The organism is Edaphocola aurantiacus (genome assembly GCF_019797745.1).
Classification (GTDB): Bacteria; Bacteroidota; Bacteroidia; order Chitinophagales; family Chitinophagaceae; genus Edaphocola; species Edaphocola aurantiacus.
This window is the reverse complement of sequence record NZ_VOSI01000003.1, coordinates 676,576-698,133: the sequence shown is the minus strand read 5'-3', so window position 1 is coordinate 698,133 and position 21,558 is coordinate 676,576. Positions and strand designations below refer to the sequence as shown.

Sequence of the window (21,558 nt, the reverse complement as noted above, 5' to 3'; positions counted from 1 at the left end):
TAGCAAAATTGCTTTAAATATTTTTAATTCCCTTAACCTTCGATTATATTTGCAGTCTTACCTAAAAGTATTGTACGATCAGGAACTGAAAACAATAACAGAAATCAGTATTCCGTTAGATAACGTTATGGACATGATGAAAAGTATAGCCCGACTGTTTTTAATATTGATAGTGGTAGGATGCGCACAGCAAGCCCTGGCGCAGAAAGTAGTGAGTAAGGTAGTATTGGATGCCGGTCACGGAGGCAAAGATCCCGGAGCGATCGGCAGCTTTTCCAAAGAGAAAGATATTGCACTGGGTATTACCCTTAAGGTGCGTGATATACTCAATAGAGAAATGCCGCAGCTGAAGACTATCCTGACGCGCGATGCAGATTTCTTTGTAGAACTGAAAGGCAGACATGAAATTGCCAATAAGGCCAATGCCGATCTGTTTATTTCGATCCACGTAAACTCTACCGCAGGTACGCGCAGCCGTGTGCAATCCGGTACCCGTCGTGTAAAGCAGGGCCGCAAGTATGTGACCGTGCCGGTATACAAGACCATTGTAAACCGCGCGACCAGTGTAAGTGGTACGGAAACTTATGTACTGGGTCTTTCCCGCAATTCTCAAAAAGAAAAAGCAATTGGTGAATACAGTGAAACTGTTTCTGATGAGCCTGGTCTGATGGATGAAAATGATCCAACAACAGCCATCATCATTGCGCAGTACTCACAGGCATTCCTGGGGAGAAGTGTAACACTGGGCAGTAAAGTACAGCAAAACTTTGGCAAGCTGGGCCGTGGCAACTTTGGTGTAAAACAAAAATCACTGGAAGTACTGGCCGGAAGTGCCATGCCGGGTGTGCTGATCGAGGTAGGTTTTATTAATAATGCCGAGGAAGAGGCTTATCTGAATTCACCTGCCGGACAGGATGCGCTGGCCAGAGCCATTGCAACTGCTATCATCGATTACAAACTTGAGCTGGAACGCAAGAAATAATTTTCTGTTCTCATAAAAACGCTTACTTTAGTGTCATTAATCAGTAAAAAAATGAAGAAATTAGCGGTTCTTACAGTATTAGGATTAACGATCACTATGATCAATTGCTCCCCGAAGAAAGCAGCCACTCCCGCAACAACAGCGGCAATGACCAAAGAAACAGCACAGAAACAATATACAGCAGATCAGCTGGCCTCCGGTCAGCAGCTTTATGCTTCCAGTTGTGGTAGCTGTCATAAATTATTTAAAACGGAAGCGTTTACCGATGTTAAATGGCATGGTATCCTGAACCGTATGATTCCTAAAGCAGATGTATCTGCAGCAGATGCAGCCCTGATCCGCGCTTATGTAATCGCGAATGCAGCAGCAGCTCAGTAATCAGTAAAGAAAACAAAAGAAAAGCGCAGTAACCTATTGGGTCGCTGCGCTTTTTATATATGGGTAAATCAAAGGCTTAATCACAGTTGCCATCGATATCGCAGGACGGGCCTTGTTGTACCTGTAACACCGTAGCCTGTTGCTTGCTGCTCCACTCCTGATGTGCCTGCTCCAGAGTCTGGGTAAAAGCCGGAACCGGTTGTGCGCCTGATATAGCATATTTACGGTCAAATACGAAGAAGGGAACCCCCTGCACACCTATCTGCTGCGCTTCCAGTACATCCTGTGTTACTGCTTCCGCATACTGATCTTCACTTAGTGCCAGTGCTACAGCTCCGGCATCTAAACCGATAGAAAGAGCAATAGAACTGAGGGCTTCCATATCGGAAACATTTTTACCTTCTGTAAAGTATGCTTTAAACAGTGCTTCCTCTGCGGCATCATCCAGTCCCTTTGTTTTAGCCAGTTGTATAAGGCGGTGTGCCTTAAAAGAATTGGTCATATAGGTATGATCGAAATCATAGTCCAGGCCAGCCTGTTGCGCCATTTGTGCCACCTGTGCATGCATCTTTTCTGATTCTGCCAGGCTCAATCCTTTACGTTCAGCCAGGTATGCATATACATTTGCTTTATCTCCGGCATCTTCTTCTGTAGTCGGATCCAGCTGAAAGCTTTTCCATACCAGTTCTATATCATCTTTATGGGCAAATTGCTCCAGGGCTGCTTCATAATGGCGTTTGCCGATATAACAGAAAGGGCACATGATATCGCTCCATACTTCGACTTTCATCTTTTGTTGTGCTTGCATATTATAATTGATTTGTGCAGGTATCCTGCAGGAAACAAATAAGGACTCCCTACTGGCTTTATCCGGTAGAAGAGTCCCTTGTAAGTATTAAACAACAATCTTAAAATTAATCCAGAATCGTCAGGAATTCTTCTTTAGGCGTACGCACTTTTTTCAGGTTTACCAGCCAGTCATTAGCGGCATCTCTGTATCCTAAAGTAAGAATAGTCGTACTTCTCAGACCTTTTTCACGCAGACCCAGTAACTCATCCAGCTGATCAGCTACGAAACCTTCCATTGGCGTAGCGTCAACTTTCAGTTCTGCGGCAGCGGCAATAGCCATACCGAAACCAATATAAGACTGACGTGCTGCGTGGTCGAAGTTTACTTCGGCAGGACGCGGAGTGTACATGGCGATCAGGTTGTTTTTATAATCAGCAACCGCCTCTTCCGGCATATTGCGTTCAGTTACCATGCGTGTGAATACAGTGCTGATGCGCTCTTCAGTATAATTATCCCATGCGGCAAATACCAGTACGTGAGATGCATCTGTGATCTGGCTTTGGTTGTACGCGATCGGTTTGATTTTTTCTTTCAGTTCCTCGTTAGAGATCACGAATACCTGGAATGGTTGCAGACCGGATGAGGTAGGCGCCAGATAAGCTGCTTCCAGGATCTGGTCAACCAGGTTCTGATCTACTTTTTCACCATTCATTTTTTTAGTGGCATATCGCCAGTTCAGGGCACTTAATAATTCCATTGTTTGAATTTTTTGTTTTTTATTTTGAGTATGCTTGTTGAATAAATGTTTGTACTGATTGTGGCTGACGGCCCAGTAATTGAACCAGGTCATCGGACTGCTGATCAAATTCGGTGTTGGCAATGGCCTGACCGAACATAGACAGCATGGCTGTAACCTCCTCCGGCAAGCCGGCTTCTTTCATAGTGGTGGCGTAGTCATTGACGTCCGGAGACACATATTGTACCGGCGCACCGATAGCTGTTGCAATTATTGTTCCAATTTCTTCAAAGCTGATCTGTTCTGCTCCGTTCAGCTCATAAATCTTGTTTTCATGCAGTTCCGGTTGAGACAGAATGTTCGCAGCAGCTGCCGCAAAGTCGGTTCTGGCGACAAAAGCTGTCTTACCTGTGCCTGCAGGCAGATAAACCGTTTTGGTTTCTGCCACTTGTGCACCCAGGAATAAAGGTACTACTTCGGCATACAGGTTATGCCTTAGTAACGTAAACTTCATACCCGATGCTTTGATCAGGTTTTCAGTCTGTACATGCGTACCCACAACCGGGTAGAGTGGTGCGGTAGCAGACTCATCTTTCCTTACGGTACTGGTATATAATATATGCTGAACACCTGCCTCTTTGGCAGCATTGATTACATTTTCGTGCTGTTGTGCGCGGGCAAGTATATCATTTCCGGAAACAAAGTATAATACCTCAATTCCCTGAAAAGCCTGAACCAGGCTTTGATAATCATCATAACTCCCTTGCTGTACATTGATGCCCTGGCTGGTAAATGCTTTAACGGTTTCATTTTCCGGGTTCCGGACCAGTATACTGATGTTGGCAGCTGGTTGTTTTGCTTTTAACTGACGAACCACTTCACTTCCCAATCCGCCGGTAGCCCCGGTAATCATTATTTTCTTCATTATGAATTCAATGTGATTTTTTGATTAATAAAGTATATTTACTTACTTTTGGTAAGTCAAAGGTAAATAGTAACTTTTGTTCCAACAATAAGGCACGGAAAAGTTTTATACTTACCTGGACGAAACTAATATTGAAAATCAGATAGTTATGATTGAAAATAATCCAAAAAAAATACATATTCCGGAACATTGCCCGGTGCGTAACGTATTTGATCGCTTCGGAGATAAGTGGTCTGTGCTTATTTTAATGGCATTGGATACTGCCCCTTCTATGCGTTTTAATGAATTGCATAAGGGCATAGAACTGATCTCTCAGAAAATGCTGACGGTAACACTGAAGACCCTGGAGGCCGACGGACTGGTGAAACGGACTATGTACCCGCAGATACCGCCCCGTGTGGAATACGAACTGACGGAGCGGGCTAAAACATTACTGCCACATATTCACAACCTGATTGACTGGTCTAAAGAACATATGGCAGATATTGAAGAATCCCGTAAAGTATACCAGGAACAGCTTGCATAAGCTGAAGCGGACAGGTATTATATAGTAATATTACTTGCTGAAAGTTGTGCTGCTAGCTCATAATTATTGCTCAGGCGAGGCAGTTTGTGCTGCCCGCCGAGTTTGCCGATACTTTTCATATACTGCTGGAATGCATTTCCGGGCAGGAAGCGCACGCGGGAGGCCTGTAATTGATGCTCCACGATAAGGTTATCATAAGCCTTGTTCTGCATGCGCAGCATATGATCTATAGTTACTTCAAATGCACGTGTCTCCAGGTCTGACAAAGGAGCATCCGCTGCAATAAGCCATTCATAATAAGGGGCGCCCTCAGATTCGGTATGAGGGGCAACAATAAAGTCTACCACCTTCAACTGGTGCTGGTTTGTCGCGGCCAGCATAGCCCGCTCTACATCATGGCTGATCACCTGCTCTCCGAACAGGGAGATGTAATGCTTAACCCTACCTTTTACAATAATGCGGTACGGATCCAGGCTTACAAATTGTACAATATCGCCCATATTATAGCCCCACAGACCAGCATTACTACTGATAATGAGTACATATTTCTGACCCAGCTCCACATCCTGCAGGCGCAGTCTTTTGGGCTGGTCTTTATGAATTTCTGATATGGGTATAAATTCGTAGAAGATACCGGAATTGGTGTTCAGCAACATTCCCTCTGCCTGTACCGAATCCTGGAAGGCAAAGAACCCTTCAGAGGTAGGATAGGTCTCGAGGGTATCAATATCAAAGCCCACGCGCTCTTTAAGACGACTGCGGTATACGTCAAAATTGGCGCCGCTGTGTATGAGCACCTGAAGGCTTGGGAACAGGTGTTTGATATCATTTTTCTGACTATGCTCCAGCAACCAGTCCAAGTACATCTGTATCCAGGTTGGCATACCGCTGATCAGCGTCAGGTCCTTATTCATGGTTTCTGCAACAATACGCGCCAGCTTATCTTCCCAGTTTTCGATACAGTTTGTCTCGTAAGAGGGGAACTGGTTATTGCGCATATACGCCGGCACATGGTGGTTAATGATGCCACTGAGCCTTCCTGTAGGAATGCCAGCAAAGCGTTCCAGCGTTGGCGGATCGGAAAGAAAGATCATATTCCCGTTTGCAAAATCGGCATTGCGGGAGGTGGCCATATAACTGAGCAGTACATTACGCGCAGAATTGACCTGGTTATGAATCGATTCCCGGCTGATGGGGATATATTTTACGGCATTGGTCGTGCCGGAAGTCTTGGCGAAATATAGGGGTCGTCCTTTCCAGAGCACATTGCTTTTTCCTTCCTTGATATGCTCCAGATAAGGCTTGAGCATATCATAAGTATGTACGGGTATAGCCTGGCTAAAGGCATCGTATTGCTGTACTTCTCTGAGCCTGTGGTCGTTGCCGAACTGGGTGAAAGAACCGTGTTTGAGCAGGTCTTTGAAAATGCGTTCCTGGTCCTGCACGGCTGTTCTCATTTCCTTCTGGATTTTCTTGTGAACAATCGCCGCATAGGGTTTGGCAAAAAAGGACTTTATCTTCATTGTCAATGAATTATAGAGGACAGTGAAGTTACTTAATTGTGCCCTAAAAGAAAAGCCAATTTTAGTTTTATTCCTTTTTATGCCGGCTCATCTGCATTGAAAAACGGCGCCAGTCTTTCCCGTAACACTTCGGGCAGCTTCGTCTTTTTACGGGTTACCGGATCGTAGAAAGCCAGGGTTACAGAACCTTTATTGATCAGCTTACCGGCCACATTGTACAGCTCGGAATGAAAGGTTACAAAATAGCTGTCCGGCAGTTCTTTAAGGATGGTTTTTACGGTGATCAGGTCATCATAATAAGCAGGACGCAGGTATTCAGATTGCATAGAAACGACCGGCATGATCGTGCCTTGCTCTTCCAGTTCTTTATAGGTAAAACCGAGGCTGCGCATAGCGTCACCACGGCCCTGTTCATAATATAAAGCATAATATCCGTAGTACAGGTAACCCATCTGGTCGGTCTCTCCGTAGCGTACTCTTATTTTAGTCTCGTGTGTAAACATAAACTGGAAGAAAAGAAAACCCTTTGGGCTGTTATCCAAAGGGTTTGTGTTATAATTTTCATCTGAATATTAAGCCATGTTATGGAATACGCGCTGTACGTCATCATCCTGCTCCAGGCGCTCAATCAGTTTAAAGATATCATCGCTTTGCTCTTCCGTAACTTCAGTAGTATTCAGCGGAATCCACTCCAGCTCTGCGCTGATCGGCGTCATGTTTCTTTCCTCCAGTGCTTTTTGCATATTACCGAAGTCAGAAAAAGCACAACGGATCACGATATTACCATCACTGTCTTCTCCTAATTCTTCCAGGCCGGCATCGATCAGTTCCAGTTCCATATCTTCCATACTTAAGCCTTCCGGATTTAATTTGAATACACCCAGGTGATTGAAGAGGAAACCTACAGAACCACTATTACCCAGGCTACCACCACCTTTATTGAAGTGTGTACGCACATTGGCAACGGTACGGGTTGTATTATCTGTAGCGGTTTCTACCAGGATAGCGATACCATGCGGACCATAACCTTCATACAGTACTTCATCAAATGTGCTGGTATCTTTACCCAGTGCATTCTTGATAGCCCCTTCGATACGCTCTTTAGGCATATTGATCGATTTGGCATTCTGCATTACACGACGTAAAGCAGGATTGGTATCCGGTTCAGGACCACCGGCTTTTACAGCAATTGCAATCTCTTTACCAATACGGGTAAATTGCTTTGCCATTCTGTCGTAACGTGCAAACATTTTCGATTTACGTACCTCAAATATGCGTCCCATAGTATTATTATTTCCTTAGATTAATATTGTTTAAATGCGCGACAAAATTAATGTATTTTCGAACAATAACAAATCAATCCAAAGTACTAACTTCGCCGCCAAATAAACCATTGATATGCTTGATTTTGATGCATTCCTGAGCCATTTACATTTCCAGGACCTGATTCATCCGAGAGACTATGATTCCCTGCAGCTGGCCCGCTCTATCAAGGCCCTGAGAACAGGTGGGATAGACCTTGATGCGGCAGATATTATCCTGCTGGGCTGTGGTGAGCGCCGTGGAGGGCAAGGTACCGATGTGTACTCAGATGCCCCGAATGCCATCAGAGAAGCATTTTATGCTTTATACAACTGGTATCCTAATATACAGATTGCCGATCTGGGCAATATTGTAGAGGGTGCCGCTATTACCGATACCAAAGCAGCATTGCGCATTATCCTGGAAGAGCTGCACAAAGCCGGAAAGATCGTGATCCTACTGGGTGGTACGCAAGACCTGACTTTACAGCAGTACGAAGCGTTCAAACAGCCACAGGAGACAATTGATGCCGCAGTGATTGACAGCCTTATAGACCTGGAAGACGAAGAAGCCCTCAGCGACAGAAGCTTCCTGATGGATATGCTGACCAGCCATCCTAACTATATCCGCAACTACAGTCATATAGGCTTCCAGAGTTATTATGTAAATCCGCGTATGCTGGAGACCCTGGACAAGCTGCGTTTCGATTTTTACCGGTTAGGTACAGTACGTGGTGATATGGAAGAAATGGAGCCTGTACTGCGTAATTGCAGCCTGCTCAGCGTAGATATGAATGCCCTGCGTCGTTGCGATGCCCCTTTTCTCCCGGATGCTTCACCTAATGGATTTTTCGGCGATGAATTGTGCCAGCTGATGCGTTATGCCGGTATGAGCAAGAAAATGTGTTCGGTAGGTATTTATGGTTATAATCCGGAAGATGATGAAGCGCGTCAGGGAGCCAAACTGATTGCACAAATGCTCTGGTATTTTATAGATGGGTACCGCATCCGTATTTCAGAAGCAGAGCCGGCGCAGAACGACCAGTTTCTGGTATATAATGTACCGTTTGCGGAGTATGATACCGCATTTCTGAAGAGCCGCATTACCGGCAGATGGTGGATGCAGATGCCGGATCAGTCTTATATGCCTTGTTCGCAGAAAGATTATGAGACCGCAGCACAGCAGGAAATACCGGAACGCTGGATGAGAGAACAGGAAAGATTATTATAATGATTAATAGCAAGAGGAAGATGTATACACGTCTTCCTCTTTTGTTTTGTTGAGGCCCTCAAAATAAATACACCATTCAGAAACCTCAGCGTGCATATTCTTTTAATATAGCATATAAGCAGTTCGTTTTCAGCTTAAATCCAATTAAATTTGCGTATGCTACATTTGAATGGATGGCCAAAATGCCTGACCCTGCTTCTGCTCTTTTGTCCCGCTTACCTGAATGCACAATTATTGCCTGCACATCAACGCCATAACTGGCAGGCCGTTTCAGACATACCTGCGGCCAATCCTTCAATGCCCGTAGTATCCATCCTTAATTACGGAGGCTGGAATGATTCCAGTGCAGACAACTCAGCTGCATTGTCGTTGGCTATACAAGCCCTGGGTAATAATGGAGGAATTGTACATTTTCCCGCAGGCAAATACAGATTTAACAGTACACAGCACTTACCGGCAGGTATTATTATCCGTGGTGCCGGCGCAAATGATACCCGGTTGTATTTTGACCTTGGGGGCAGTCCTTCCAATTGCTTCGAAGTAATGGGCAGCGGAACGGGCAATTTACGGGATGTGATCCAGGGATATACCGAAGGCAGTTCTATACTGCAGGTCAGCGATACCAGCGGCATCAGGGCAGGGACATTTGCCGAAATAAGAGAGGATAATGGCAGCTGGGATGTGGTGCCTGCTACCTGGGCGACTTATAGCGTTGGACAGCTATTGCTGATTGATTCCATCCGGAATAACCAGGTATACCTGCGCTATCCATTACGCATTACCTATGATACCGCATTGCATCCCCAGATACGCCCGATCAGCCTAAAGCAGGGCAATGGATTTTCCTGCTTTTATGTAGAGCGTATTGATGAACCGACCGGCGGGGCAGGGTATAATTTCCTGTTCGAACAGGCGGTATATGGCTTCTTGCGTGGCGTAGAAAGTAATAAGAGTGTAGGATCGCATGTTATGATCAGCCTGAGTAGCCATATACAGGTGCAGGGCAATTATTTTCATGATGCATTTACCTTTGACGGCGATGGCACGCGGGGTTATGGGCTCACACTGGACAATCATTCCGGCTCCTGCCTGGTAGAGAATAATATCTTCCGTAAACTGCGCCATGCCATGATGGTCAAGTATGGTGCAAATGGTAATGTGCTGGCTTATAACTACAGCCTTGAACCAAAGCGCTCAGAGGCCATTCCGGATTTTTCCGGAGATATATCTCTGCACGGGCATTATGCCTATGCCAATTTATTTGAAGGAAATGTAGTGCAGAACATTATTATAGATCATTTCTGGGGGCCCTCCGGACCGGACAATGTATTTTTCCGTAACCGTTCAGAACTCTATGGCATTATCTCTACCACTGGTACTCCCCAAACTGCAGAGCAGGCTTTCATTGGCAATGAGACCACCAATGTCGGAACATTTATGGGTAGCTTCAGCATTCCGGGTTCAGGGCATTTCAATTATGGGAATAATATACTCGGTGTGATACAACCTTCCGGTACCGGAGTCGTTAATGACACTTCATATTACCGTACCACCGTACCCGCATTCTGGTATATAGCTGCACCCTGGCCTTCAATTGGCTATCCGAATACGGTTAATCAATATACGATTCCGGCAAAGCAGCGCTATACTGAGCAGCGTTATAGTATTTGCAGTGAGACAGAACTGGGTAACCCAACACACATCAAAGAGATCAGTTTGCACACCGGCATAACGGTTTTCCCGAATCCATCTTGGGGCGTCATTAATCTTCCAGAGGGAGAAAAGGTTTCTTATATAAACGACTTGCAGGGGCGCAATATCAGCTGGACGCAGTCGGGTACAAGAGTAAACCTGATCCATGTTGCACCGGGAATGTATATAATACACACCGTTTCGGGAAAGCATGCAAGGGTAGTGGTTTTGAACCCGTAAATAAGCGCCTTTTCACTTAATTAATTTCAATATTTAGATTGAGCTTATGTAGTTTCTGTACTTATACAGGTGCTCCTCTATAGTGAATATATGGGACAATGGATAGTAGTAATTATTTTACATATTGATTATAAAATGGTTATTGTGTAGCAAAAAATATATATACATATTTGATTTCACTTTGCGGTGAATAATATTATTTTAGCCAGGCATTTAACTCTCTTTTATATGAACAAAATTTTCTCCTTTGCCACACTGGCCATGCTTTCAGTGGGCAGCATCAGTCATGCGCAAATTTTCACCAATCCTATTGCCGATGAGTTTACCTACGGCAACCCGGATATGAAAGCGCCCAATCACATTTCCTGTAACTCTGCCAGGGGGGTAGATTACGATGGGGTACCTTGTGACCTGTACGTATCCACCTGGGGCGATTCAGAACCGGGAACGATCTGTGAATTCAATTACCAGTTTGCCAAACCGGGTACTACGCTTATGGCTTACCAAGGTTCATTTTTATACAAAGATGTAACCGGACTGAGTACTGCTATTATTTATGACAACAATTACGGTACCAGAATTTTTGTGGCTTATTACAAGCCGGGTGCAGGCCACTTTGTAGATGTATACGATGTGGTTTCCTCACCTTCAAACCCTGTGGTACTGAACTCTACGGTCCAGCTGTCTAATGCTCATGATTATGGTAAAATCAGTATGGATGGCTTATTCTATGCCGGACAGTTAAGCATTGTATGGGCCAATCCTGGTGTCGGCATCGAAACAAGGGTGTACGGTCCGAATGGCTGGAGTGCTGTGAGTACCCTATTAAGCACAACAACTCAGGTAGCTCCGGATGTCGCTATGCGATATAATGGCAATGTTCAGGATGTGTATATTGTATTTAATGATAATGCGGGTAACATTACTAAGTTATCGGAGACCTGGGCTGGCCTTAATACCCCTTTTCCTGCTCTTATTACGCCTAATGTAGAAGACGTAATTAATCCGTTCGGGGCAGGACAGAAAATTACCCCGGCCATAATCGACTGTCCTGATCAGGGTGCGGCCAATTGGGCATATTCCATTTCCAATGGCGTAGATGTATTTGTGCGTTCAGCAGACTACGCTCCTAACCCGGCACTTCCGGTATATACGTTCAGAGAGATCACTACCGGTGCCGCACCGCTGAACAATCAGCCACTGAATGCATCCAGATCTTATTCCCCGGCTTTGCACTATGGTTTTTACAACACAAACAGCGGCATCATAAACGATGGTATTACCATAGCATGGTATGCGTCTAATGACAATACGTATAATGGCTACATGGGTGTTCAAATGAATCCTAATACAAATAATCTGATTAATGCACAGGATTACATGGAGCTTCCTAATGGCTTCACCAATTCACAGATTACAGAGAATCCTGGTATTGCCATCAGTAAATCTGATCTGGAGGCTGTTCCGGATTATGAGTATGCTGTTTATTATAATTACGATGAAGATAAGGGCGTATATGTACTACATCATGCATTCCATCCATGGAATAACAATGTATTTAAAGGCACGAAGGATATAAAAATTGCAGACAATACTTATCCAAATCCGTTCCATAATGAAATACATACCACGGTTACCGTTTCAGAGCATAGTCCTGTAACGTTGCAGTTACTGGATATCACCGGCCGCCAGATTATACAGAAAAGATATAACGCACAAAAAGGCAAAAATGCATTCACCATTGATGGTTTGCAGAATGTACTTGCCGGTACTTATTTCCTGAATACTACTGTAAACGGAAAGAAAGTAAATACACAGATTGTGGTGAAACATTAATCGAAATGTATACATCATATCAAAATAATAAAGGCTGCAGCAAATCTGCAGCCTTTATTATTTTATACTATAATCTCAACGAAAAATGCAGCATCGGGGACTGGCTGAAGTTGTATGGAAAAGCCAGGTCGAGCCTGATAGGATAGCCGGCCAGTATGGTTTTGGCACTGAGTCCGAAGCTATGTCTTTGCTGCCAGAGCGCATCCGGCTTCCAGGTTTCCCAGGCCCAGGCCACATCTGCAAAGGCTCCTAATTGTAGTCGGTTTACGAAAGAATAGGGTGTTTTATAATCAAATAAACCGTCAAAGATTTGCACATATACATCGGTATTCAGCAAACCATATACATTACCGTACAGACTGTTCTGCTTAAAGCCACGCAACTGCGTCACCAGGCTCTGGAATACATATGGTGCCTGCTGGTTGAACAGTACAGAGGAGTCTACTCTGCCATTTACATTATGATCTACACCACCGAATGTGTACAGGATATGTTCCCCTCCACCGCTATAGCCGGCTTTCAGCTGGGTAACCCAGTTAATGGCTTTATTTAATGGCTGATGCCATTCAAACTGATTACTGATGCCATAAGTAAATGCAGGATTTTTACTGCCGATCTGCATCATTACATCCAATAGCAACTTGTTGCGAAAGCCGCTGTAGAAGGCATTATTGTGTACCGTTGGTTTCAGGTGGTTGTGATTCAGTGCCACCGTATTCATATTCCACTGCTCCCGCAATGCCGGATAAGGCAGACTGTACGGATCAGTTGCCAGGAACACAGTACGGCCTTTACGATATGCAATCGTAGCACTTACCGCACTATGATAAGTAAACGGATAATTAAAACCCAGTTCATAATAATACGTCTTTACTTTAGCCGCAGCCGGGTAGGGAATACCCTGTGCATCTACCCATGCCTGTCGGGGATCAGGTTTCAGGCTTTCTACCTTGCGGAAATAAAGCGCATACCAGTCCAGTCGTTTTTGTTTATTATGATAGCGTACAAAGAAATCACTACCCTCGGTGCCGGCCGGTAATTTATAGCCTATACTGAACTGATGCTGTTCAAAAATATCACTGTAGCCACTGCTGAACATACCACCGATCTCAGGGTACTTATACGTGCCGAGATAGCCCTGGTAGGGTTGCAGGCGATTAATAAAATAATCATTATTGATCGCTGCCTGGAACCAGAGACTATGCAATTGCAGTCGATATGGCTGTACTTGTTTAGGATCAAAAATTGTATAATCTTTTTGTATGCCGGTATCCTTATTACTTCCCAAAACCTGCTGCAGGAAAGAGTTTCCGCCCTGTGATTTATACTTTGCTTCCAGTGCGGCAATACTGTCGTCTGTCTTTTTCTGCTTGTGATACGCCAGTAACCAGGTTTTTCGGTGTTGTGGCAATGAAGTATCTGTCTCAGATAATGCGGCCTGCAATTGTTGTTCAAACACAGAGCTGTCGCTGATCAGCAGTTGTTCTGCTTTACCTTCCGTAGCATTACTATACCAGCCATAAGTCTTTCCTTTTATGGTATCTGCAACAATACTATCTTTTATACGACTATTCTTTTTTAGCTTGATCAGATCAGGATAACCGCTGTAGTAGCGGATTACACCGGACGACTTATCTGCAGCAAGCAGTGTATTATCAGCAAGATCATTGGTCACCGGGATTACTTTCAGGCTACCCGGCAGGAAACGGATCACATCACTTCTGCCTTTAGTATAGGTCGTCATCAGCCACTCCCGTTCACTCACCGCCTCAAAACTACTGATGCCGTCTATACCGCGGGGTAATTCGCTGCGCTTAAGTCTCGCACCGGAGCCGGTGTATTCCGAAACCTGTAGATTTCCTTTCTCCGGGGCAATGATATAGATGCGTCTCGCACTTACCTGTACCAGCGGATAGGTATCCCAGTTATAATTACTGATCCATGAGGGTAATAAATAGGTATATAATTTCTTAGGTTTCTGCCCCGCCTGCTGCATCCACACACTGCGGCTTTCTTCGCTTTGCCTGATCCATAATGCTGAAGATGTATCTGCATTAGTCCAGATTAATTTGGCTTGATGATGCTCCTGCAAAGAATCTGCGAATGATAATACCGGAGCAACAGTATCATTAATCTGCTGCACTTGTCCGTAACGACTGTATAAAAATGCCATGTACAGGTCCTGTAATTGTGCGAAGGAGCGCTTGCAGACCAGGCGTACGGCTACGGCAAATGTCTTTTTCTTCCTGAGCTGAAACAGGATTTGTTTTACAGCATCTTTACGATACGTCTGTTCGAGAAAATAACAGAATCCTTTCACCGCAATGAGCTGTTGCGCAGATGTCGTTTGTGTCATAGTAGACCAGGTTGGAAAGGCCTGACGGCGATACCATTGATATAATACATCATTATCAGTCAGTGAAAATCCGGTAGCCAAATATTGTATAGCCCCTTCTTTAAACCACTGCCAGTCCAGCTCATTAGCCGTACTGCGGATGTCGGTGCCATTAATATAACCAAAGGATTGCTGCCACATATTGCGTACAAAGGCTATGCGCAGCTGTTCTGTAAAATCTTTATATCTACCATTAAAACCCAGTATGATGCGATTACCTTGCCGGGCAATGGTCGGAAAAGCCTGTGTGCCCGCATCCCAGCTCCCAATGCGGGATTCATAAGCCTGGCTTACAGCAGGATAAATGATCAGGCTCGGAGTTCCCTTTACCGACATGCCGGCTTTCTTTTCCACGATCGCCTTCTCCTGTAGGTAATGTGCCAGGGTGAATGCGCATACACTATCCATACCTGCAGGATAATAAATATGAGCATTCGGTGTTTTGTATACCTGCCAGTGCCATTGATGATAGGGCATACGGTATGCCGGCACCAGCTGGTTCAGGGCCGGAACAGATTGCTGTGCATTGGTTGTGCCATATGAAAATAAGGCCAGCAACAGGCTGCAGCACGTGACGGTATAAGTATATATAGTATTGAAAAACGTTTTCATCGATCAGGTGATCTGGCAAAATTCCGGCAAAGTAACCACAAAATATGATAACTTGCGACGCAATAAGTGAGGCCTTCTTTGCGTATATGCAGGAAAACCCACCTGTCTGATGTTATGAATACGCTTAAGTACTTCTTTTTCACTGCCATTATAAAAAGCCTTCCGGGCTGCGTCATATCTTGTCTGCTGGTGCTTGCATCTTTGCAGCAAATGAGCGCACAAGATAAAGTATGGCAATCGGTAAATGTCCGGAAATCTAAGGTACAGGAAAAGGCGAAAGTTCAGCAACAAAAAGCAACAACCCGTTTAATGCAGTTGAAAGCATGGGGTACAGACAGCAATTACCGGCATGCTATTTATGTTGGTGGACGCTTACATACCACAGGATGGAGCGGACAGGTACACTATCATTTCAACAAAAAACCTAAGGATGAAAGCTTCATCCGCCTGCAGGTCGCAGAGATTCGCCATGAAAAGGAAGTACGGCAGCAAAGACAGGATACTGCTTATCGCGGACTGACAGCCTACCGGCCGTATATATTTGGCAAGCAATATAAAGTCTATACCACACAACTGGGTTATGGTCGTGAATGGACAATCGTCCCGTCCATCTTACAAGGCAATATAAGTTTGAAAGCCAGCCTGGAAGCCGGACTCTCACTTGCCCTGCTGAAGCCCGTATATCTTAATCTGCTGCGATACGATGCACAGCAACAAGCATATGCCAGTTCTGAAGCCTATACAGAAGATAATCAGGATCTGTTCCTGAGCCGTAACCGAATACTGGGCGCGGATAAATGGAGTAAAGGTTTGAATGAATTAAGGTGTATACCTGGTATATATATCAGTCCCTCTGTAATATTCAGTCCCGACAGGCCATCCGGCTTTGTTCAGCAATTCCAGATAGGGGCACAACTAGCCTGTTACGCCAAAGCGATACCCGTGTTGCTGCAACAGAAGAACACCTTCTGGCAGGCTTCATTCTTTGTCGGCATAAGTTTGGGTAAGCGCTGGTAGGCGTACTGCCAGGCTTTCTTATATCGGCCAATGTAGAGCATTCCCCTTTCATGTTTGCGATTAAATTACTTTGATTTTCCCTTACCTATTGTGAAATAATGTTTATCATATAATGATCAGATATTTAACTGGTCTATGAAATAGCGTCTTACACTATCACTTTATAGTGATTATATAGTAGGTTGAAATGCAATACAGTAAAAGATTCCATCGCTCATTTATTGTTTTTTACAAAAATGTGAAATATTTAATTAAAAAATATTTTATTGATTATTAATAACATTTTTTCACATTCGTGCATAACTAGTAGAGAATTAACAGAAAATAGTAATACTTTTGCGCACCCTCTAAAGCCCCTCTTTGCTATACTTAAATTCGCTATGTTCAAGTCGTTTTTATTATTGCTATTGTGTATACTCCCGGCATGGATCAGTGCCCGGGCACAGGAGGCATCTGCCATTGAAGACAGTACAGAGATCGTGCATGCAGCAGAGGTGTATATCCAGAAGCAATACCGCCAGCATCTGCAATACCAGCAGAAAGCTTCCCGCGCACAACAACGCATGCTGCGCAAACTGCAGCGGCAGGAAACCCGTCTGGCTGCTAAACTGCAACGCAGCGACAGTACTTTATATGCACAGTATCAGAAATTAAATGCGGCCAATTTTGACAGTATCCGTAAAACGGCAATGGATACGGCATTACTGAACAAGCTGGCCGGCCAGCAACCGGTTAAGGCACTGGATAGCCTGAAGAAAATACAATCCTTTATACAGCAAAAAATACCTGGTGGCACAGGCTTATCCGTACCTGGTATGGATAAACTCAACAGCCAACTGAATGCGCAAGACTACCTGAAGGGCCAGGTTAAAAAACGCAGTGATGCCCTGAACCGTTTACTGGGTCAATCACCATTCGCATCCCAACTGGGTAGACTCAATAAAGCGTATGGCTACGGCACCCAGCAGGCGGGGTACTGGAAGAAAATTGTACAGGATCCTGATGCAACAGAAGAGAAAGCCCTTGATCTGCTGCAGGGTATAGAAGGATTTAATGAGATGCTGTCGCGCTCCTCACTACCGGGCATGTCTTCCGGAAACCCGGGTGAACAGGACCTGAAACAAATGGGCTACCAGACCAAATCTTCGGTCAATGCCGCCCTGGAACAGCAATTCGGCAACCAGTTACAACAGGTACAGCAACAGGCGGCACAGCAGGTACAGGACTATAGTAAACAATTAGGACTGGAGAAGCAAGCAGCTAAAGTAAAGCAGGTTGCTCAAAGTATGCAAGAGGCAAAAAATACCACAAAAGACACTAAAGATAAAGTCAAACAAGCCAGGCAGGGACTACGCAATCCTATGGATGATCTGAAAAATCCGATGCGGGGTATACCATTCTGGCAGCGCTGGGAATACCAGTACAACCTGCAGACACAAAGAGCATCCCCTAACGGGCAAAAACCTGTTATGGTACAGGCCGGACTGAATGCAGCTTATCAGCATAGTCCGCGCATCAGCATAGGTATAGGACTGGATGCCAGCCTGGGACTAGGCCGTGACTGGCAGCATCTTAGATTAAGTTATGAAGGCCTGACCGGAAGAGTATTCCTCGACGGACAGCTGATCTGGGGCATCAGCCTGCAGGGTGGTTATGAGAAGAGCCTCAAACCCCTGAACAGGCCTTATGTACAGTTGCAGGAACGTTATGGCAATGCTTCCAATGTACGTACTGCTATGGGATTATTACAGGATGCAGCTTATATAGGCCTGATGAAGACCTATCGCATTAACCGTAACCAGCAGGGCACCTTCCTGATCGGCTATAATTTCCTCAACGATAAAACAGGCATCAACAGCCCCTGGATCATCCGGTTAGGCTATAAATTATAAAGATCACAAATAATATTTCACCTAATTTTTTTGTAGTATGAAGCACACAAAACCATTAATGCTGGCAGGCCTCTTTATGATGTCTGCCGGGATGAGCACCGCCCAGGATGTGGGCAAGCTCTACAGCCCCAATCTATTTGACGGAACCGTCAATGTCAACATCCCCATTTATGAACAGTATGGCATGGGTATCTCCCTATCCTACAACACCAAGGGTGTACCCGTACGCGAGCTGGCTGGCCCGGCCGGTCTGCACTGGAACCTGAATGCCGGTGGCGGCATCAGCAGAATGATAAAGGGGTTGCCCGATGATTATCGGCTCCAGGTAGACACTAATCAGCAGTATGATATGGACCCGGTTAATGGCGTACCTGCACTGGCAGCAGTACATATGTACAAAGGTCGACTGCAGGTAGCTATGGAGACATCGACAGAAAGAGCCAATACAAAAATATTCCGTGATACCGAAAGCGATGAATATTATGTATCTGCCGGCAATATGCGTTTTACCTTTTATGTGGGGGAGAATGGGGGCATTTTTACCAACAGCTTTGCTGATTATGAGATCAGTTTCTACCGCGACGGAATGTATCGTCCGGCCGGGGACCAAAGCAGTACTGCAACCTATAATTTCTATTCAGGGGTACCTATTGCGATCAGGGATAAGAAAAATAATGTCATCTATTATTTTGGTCCGGGCATAAAAAAGGAAACCATTGTAACGGCCTATTTCCGCAGTGAGGCTTCCTTTCAGGCCAATCCTTACGGCACCGATTATTACAGTGGAGCAAAGCTACCTATAGTCACCAACTGGAACCTGGATTCGGTACGTTATGATGCCAGCAGGACGGTAAGGTATACTTATACCCGTTTCCAGATACCCAATTATATTGCACAGGACTCTTCCTGGGTAAAAAGTTTCAATACCTATCAGCCCAACCAAGCTCCAATTATTGCACCTTATTTTAATAAGACAGACTTTGACCTGGTTAGCGTAATTAGTTATCCTAATGGTACACAGCTTGAACTTGTATACGAAAATTCAAGATTGGAATTTTCGCCAAGAGCACCATACACTAGCAATCCTTCCAACACTTATCCCAGGCTGAACGAAGTAGTGTTTAAGGATAGGACTAACAGTATGCGTTATGTATTCGATTATGCTTATTTTCATAACCCGAGCAGTGCTTCCTCCTCAACAGAAGTGAGTACCGACCAGGGGGATGAGCGTGATCGTTACAGTCTTAAACTAAAGGGCATACGCCAGGTATCGGCAGATAGCAGCCTGTCCCAGACCTTATATACCTTTGGGTATAATGACCTGATTCAGCGTCGTTTTGGTGGTGGACTGGACTTCTATGGTTATTACAATGGTCAGAATATAGGTATATCAACACACTCTGTGTACCCGGATGCCTATAAAACAGACAATGCAGCTTATGGACAATTTGGTCTGCTCAAAAAGATCACCAGCGGCACCGGTGGTGTCGCCACCTTTACTTATGGTGCGCACTCACTGGAGGATGTAAATTCTGTACTGATGAGTACGGATGCTGATCTTGCCGGGACCAATGCCAATGATGGCGTAAGAATTGATAAGATCGAAGTTTCTGATTTGAATGATACTACGGTACACCTGTTCACAAACTTTGTTTATGATGGTGGTCAGCGTTTTCTGCCCAAAGGCTTTACCCGGGATCAGGAAGTATACCGGGTGGCTGGAGGGAACACAGCAGACCCTAATGCGCCCTCCAGCTACTATACCATCCGTAACTGGTATGAAACCTTTGCCAGCCCTATGGCCTTGTATTATGGTTCCAATCATGGGTATAGCAGTGTAACTGTAGAGCAGAAAAACCAGTATGGTCAATGGCTTTCTGAAACAAGCTATGAGTTCTCCAATTTCAAAGATGGTACTGCTGCTCCTAAAGTTCTGGTAACCGGTGGTGGTACTCTGGCCATTGAAAAACCCTATACGCAGAAGCAAAGAATCCGAGACTGGGAGATTGGCCTGCCGTTGACGGTACGTAATTATGACAGTAAAAGACTGCTGATTAGTGAATCCTTCACAGAATATCAGTCTGTATTGGATACTACTGGAGCGGTGACTGCCGGCTTAAATGAGGCTAAGCGTATTGTCGATCCCAAACCAAGCGGTTGGTTATTTGCCAATGCACTTGAGCAGACGGGGCAGTGGATCGCCGATTTCAATGTGATCCTGGACCCGTACAAACCCTATCGCGGTCAGAGTCTGCCTAAAAAAGTAGTGACCCGTAAGTATGCTTCTGATAACCGTTATATGGTAGATTCCATACTGTATATATACGACAGCCGCTATAACCTGAAATCAAACCTGGTGAATAACAGCCGGGGGGAGGTATTACGACAGGTAAATATTTACAACTATGATCTGCCCGCTACGCTGGTTAATAATGACCTTGACCAATTGAAAAGCAAGGGCATGGAAATGCTGGTGGGTTCTGAACAATGGAAAATGGGTACCGGTACTGCGGAACAGCAATGGCTTAATGCAAAGCTGATGTCCGCTTCTATGTATACCATGGGCCTGAACGGAGATGTTCCCGTAACGAAAGGAGTGTTTAGCCTGGAGTCCGTAGATCCCTTAAGCTATGCTACCTACACCGGACAAAGCAGTGTGCCTTCTGCAGAGCCATACACCAACGTGGGTATTACCTATACCGGCGGCGCGCTGCCGGCATATATTGCCCCTGTAACCAAAGTACAGTCTTTTGATAACCGTGGCAATGTAACGGAGACGTATATTGAGGGTAGCAAACAATATAAAACCATCTTCTTTGATCAGACCAATGATAAAAAAATTGTAGAGATCGGGAATGCCCGTAAGACCGATGTGGCTTATGCCGATTTTGATCAGAATGTGCAGGGAAATATTACGTTCACGCAGGCTAATATTATTTTCCCAGGTACCGGCATCAGCAATCCTAATGAACCGACCTTAAGCGTAAGCGGTGTAAAAGCTATGTCTGGCAAGGGATTGTATGTATTGACCGCTACCAGTCAGAAAGACCTGTATACTACCAGCCTGAGCACCGGTAAACAATACCGGACTACGTTCTGGGCTACGGATAATGTTATGCCTTCTTTCGGTATTGAAAATGGAACACAGTTTACGTTGAAGCACATTGCCACGGTAGGTCGCTTTAAGCAATATGAGGCCTTCTTCAGCCCATCGGCTGCAGGACAGAAGATCGGTTTCCATACCAGTGCCAATGTAGGTATTGAGGACATCCGCATACACCCGGTAGAGGCGGCCATGCAGAGCTGGTATTATGAACCCTTGTTCGGTGCCGGATCGGCTACCGATGCCCTGGGCCGCATTACCTATTTTGAATACGATAAGCTGGGTCGTCCATTACTGACCCGTGATCAGGAAGGTAATATCCTCAGTAAAAATCAATATAGTGTAATCAACTAAAATCCATCATCTTCCGGAGTAGAAT

The 21,558-nt window shown here is 44.9% G+C and carries 16 protein-coding genes; 9 read left to right on the top strand and 7 right to left on the bottom strand.

Annotation, left to right across the window (positions count from 1 at the left end; translation table 11 throughout):
- The first annotated feature begins 49 nt into the window (after window positions 1-49).
- Window positions 50-982, top strand: coding sequence for an N-acetylmuramoyl-L-alanine amidase family protein (locus FTD44_RS11770; RefSeq protein ID WP_129022095.1), 933 nt, complete (start codon window positions 50-52; stop codon window positions 980-982).
- A gap of 51 nt (window positions 983-1,033) precedes the next feature.
- Window positions 1,034-1,360 carry a c-type cytochrome gene (locus tag FTD44_RS11765; RefSeq protein ID WP_222166621.1) on the top strand — a complete coding sequence of 109 codons (327 nt, stop codon included), beginning with the start codon at window positions 1,034-1,036 and terminating at the stop codon, window positions 1,358-1,360.
- A 76-nt stretch (window positions 1,361-1,436) separates the two neighbouring features.
- Here the strand turns inward: FTD44_RS11765 and FTD44_RS11760 are convergent, their stop codons facing one another.
- The 3 genes from FTD44_RS11760 to FTD44_RS11750 form a co-directional block, all read right to left on the bottom strand.
- Window positions 1,437-2,168: a DsbA family oxidoreductase gene (locus tag FTD44_RS11760; protein ID WP_222166620.1), complete on the bottom strand. Its 732-nt coding sequence runs from the start codon at window positions 2,166-2,168 to the stop codon at window positions 1,437-1,439.
- A gap of 106 nt (window positions 2,169-2,274) precedes the next feature.
- Window positions 2,275-2,907 carry an NAD(P)H-dependent oxidoreductase gene (locus tag FTD44_RS11755; protein WP_129022097.1) on the bottom strand — a complete coding sequence of 211 codons (633 nt, stop codon included), beginning with the start codon at window positions 2,905-2,907 and terminating at the stop codon, window positions 2,275-2,277.
- A 19-nt stretch (window positions 2,908-2,926) separates the two neighbouring features.
- Complete coding sequence (locus tag FTD44_RS11750; RefSeq protein ID WP_222166619.1) at window positions 2,927-3,811, bottom strand: SDR family oxidoreductase; 885 nt, start codon at window positions 3,809-3,811, stop codon at window positions 2,927-2,929.
- 148 nt (window positions 3,812-3,959) lie between these two features.
- On the opposite strand from FTD44_RS11750, the gene FTD44_RS11745 reads away from it, so the two are divergent.
- Window positions 3,960-4,337, top strand: a complete 378-nt coding sequence (locus FTD44_RS11745; RefSeq protein ID WP_222166618.1) for a winged helix-turn-helix transcriptional regulator — start codon at window positions 3,960-3,962, stop codon at window positions 4,335-4,337.
- Window positions 4,338-4,354: 17 nt separating this feature from the next.
- Here the strand turns inward: FTD44_RS11745 and FTD44_RS11740 are convergent, their stop codons facing one another.
- The 3 genes from FTD44_RS11740 to FTD44_RS11730 all read right to left on the bottom strand — a co-directional run bounded on the left by FTD44_RS11740 (window position 4,355) and on the right by FTD44_RS11730 (window position 7,143).
- Window positions 4,355-5,860, bottom strand: a complete 1,506-nt coding sequence (locus FTD44_RS11740; protein WP_222166617.1) for a GH3 family domain-containing protein — start codon at window positions 5,858-5,860, stop codon at window positions 4,355-4,357.
- A gap of 77 nt (window positions 5,861-5,937) precedes the next feature.
- Window positions 5,938-6,363, bottom strand: coding sequence for an acyl-CoA thioesterase (locus tag FTD44_RS11735; RefSeq protein WP_222166616.1), 426 nt, complete (start codon window positions 6,361-6,363; stop codon window positions 5,938-5,940).
- Window positions 6,364-6,432: 69 nt separating this feature from the next.
- The gene (locus FTD44_RS11730) at window positions 6,433-7,143 is read right to left on the bottom strand and encodes a YebC/PmpR family DNA-binding transcriptional regulator (RefSeq protein WP_222166615.1); all 711 of its coding nucleotides are present in this window, start codon (window positions 7,141-7,143) and stop codon (window positions 6,433-6,435) included.
- A gap of 115 nt (window positions 7,144-7,258) precedes the next feature.
- Here FTD44_RS11730 and FTD44_RS11725 point away from each other — a divergent pair, with 115 nt between their 5' ends.
- From FTD44_RS11725 to FTD44_RS11715, 3 genes are all read left to right on the top strand, one after another.
- Window positions 7,259-8,392 (top strand): formimidoylglutamase, encoded by a 1,134-nt coding sequence (locus FTD44_RS11725; protein WP_222166614.1) that lies wholly within the window; start codon window positions 7,259-7,261, stop codon window positions 8,390-8,392.
- Window positions 8,393-8,548: 156 nt separating this feature from the next.
- Window positions 8,549-10,324 carry a glycosyl hydrolase family 28-related protein gene (locus FTD44_RS11720; RefSeq protein WP_222166613.1) on the top strand — a complete coding sequence of 592 codons (1,776 nt, stop codon included), beginning with the start codon at window positions 8,549-8,551 and terminating at the stop codon, window positions 10,322-10,324.
- A gap of 228 nt (window positions 10,325-10,552) precedes the next feature.
- On the top strand, window positions 10,553-12,160 hold the full coding sequence (locus FTD44_RS11715) for a T9SS type A sorting domain-containing protein (RefSeq protein ID WP_222166612.1): 1,608 nt from the start codon (window positions 10,553-10,555) through the stop codon (window positions 12,158-12,160).
- 67 nt (window positions 12,161-12,227) lie between these two features.
- On the opposite strand, the gene FTD44_RS11710 is transcribed toward FTD44_RS11715, so the two are convergent.
- On the bottom strand, window positions 12,228-15,167 hold the full coding sequence (locus FTD44_RS11710; protein ID WP_222166611.1) for a BamA/TamA family outer membrane protein: 2,940 nt from the start codon (window positions 15,165-15,167) through the stop codon (window positions 12,228-12,230).
- 114 nt (window positions 15,168-15,281) lie between these two features.
- Between FTD44_RS11710 and FTD44_RS11705 the strand changes: the two genes are divergently transcribed.
- From FTD44_RS11705 to FTD44_RS11695, 3 genes are all read left to right on the top strand, one after another.
- Complete coding sequence (locus FTD44_RS11705; RefSeq protein ID WP_222166610.1) at window positions 15,282-16,184, top strand: hypothetical protein; 903 nt, start codon at window positions 15,282-15,284, stop codon at window positions 16,182-16,184.
- A 380-nt stretch (window positions 16,185-16,564) separates the two neighbouring features.
- Window positions 16,565-18,076, top strand: coding sequence for a hypothetical protein (locus tag FTD44_RS11700; protein ID WP_222166609.1), 1,512 nt, complete (start codon window positions 16,565-16,567; stop codon window positions 18,074-18,076).
- Window positions 18,077-18,113: 37 nt separating this feature from the next.
- Window positions 18,114-21,533, top strand: coding sequence for a hypothetical protein (locus FTD44_RS11695; protein WP_222166608.1), 3,420 nt, complete (start codon window positions 18,114-18,116; stop codon window positions 21,531-21,533).
- Window positions 21,534-21,558 lie beyond the last annotated feature (25 nt).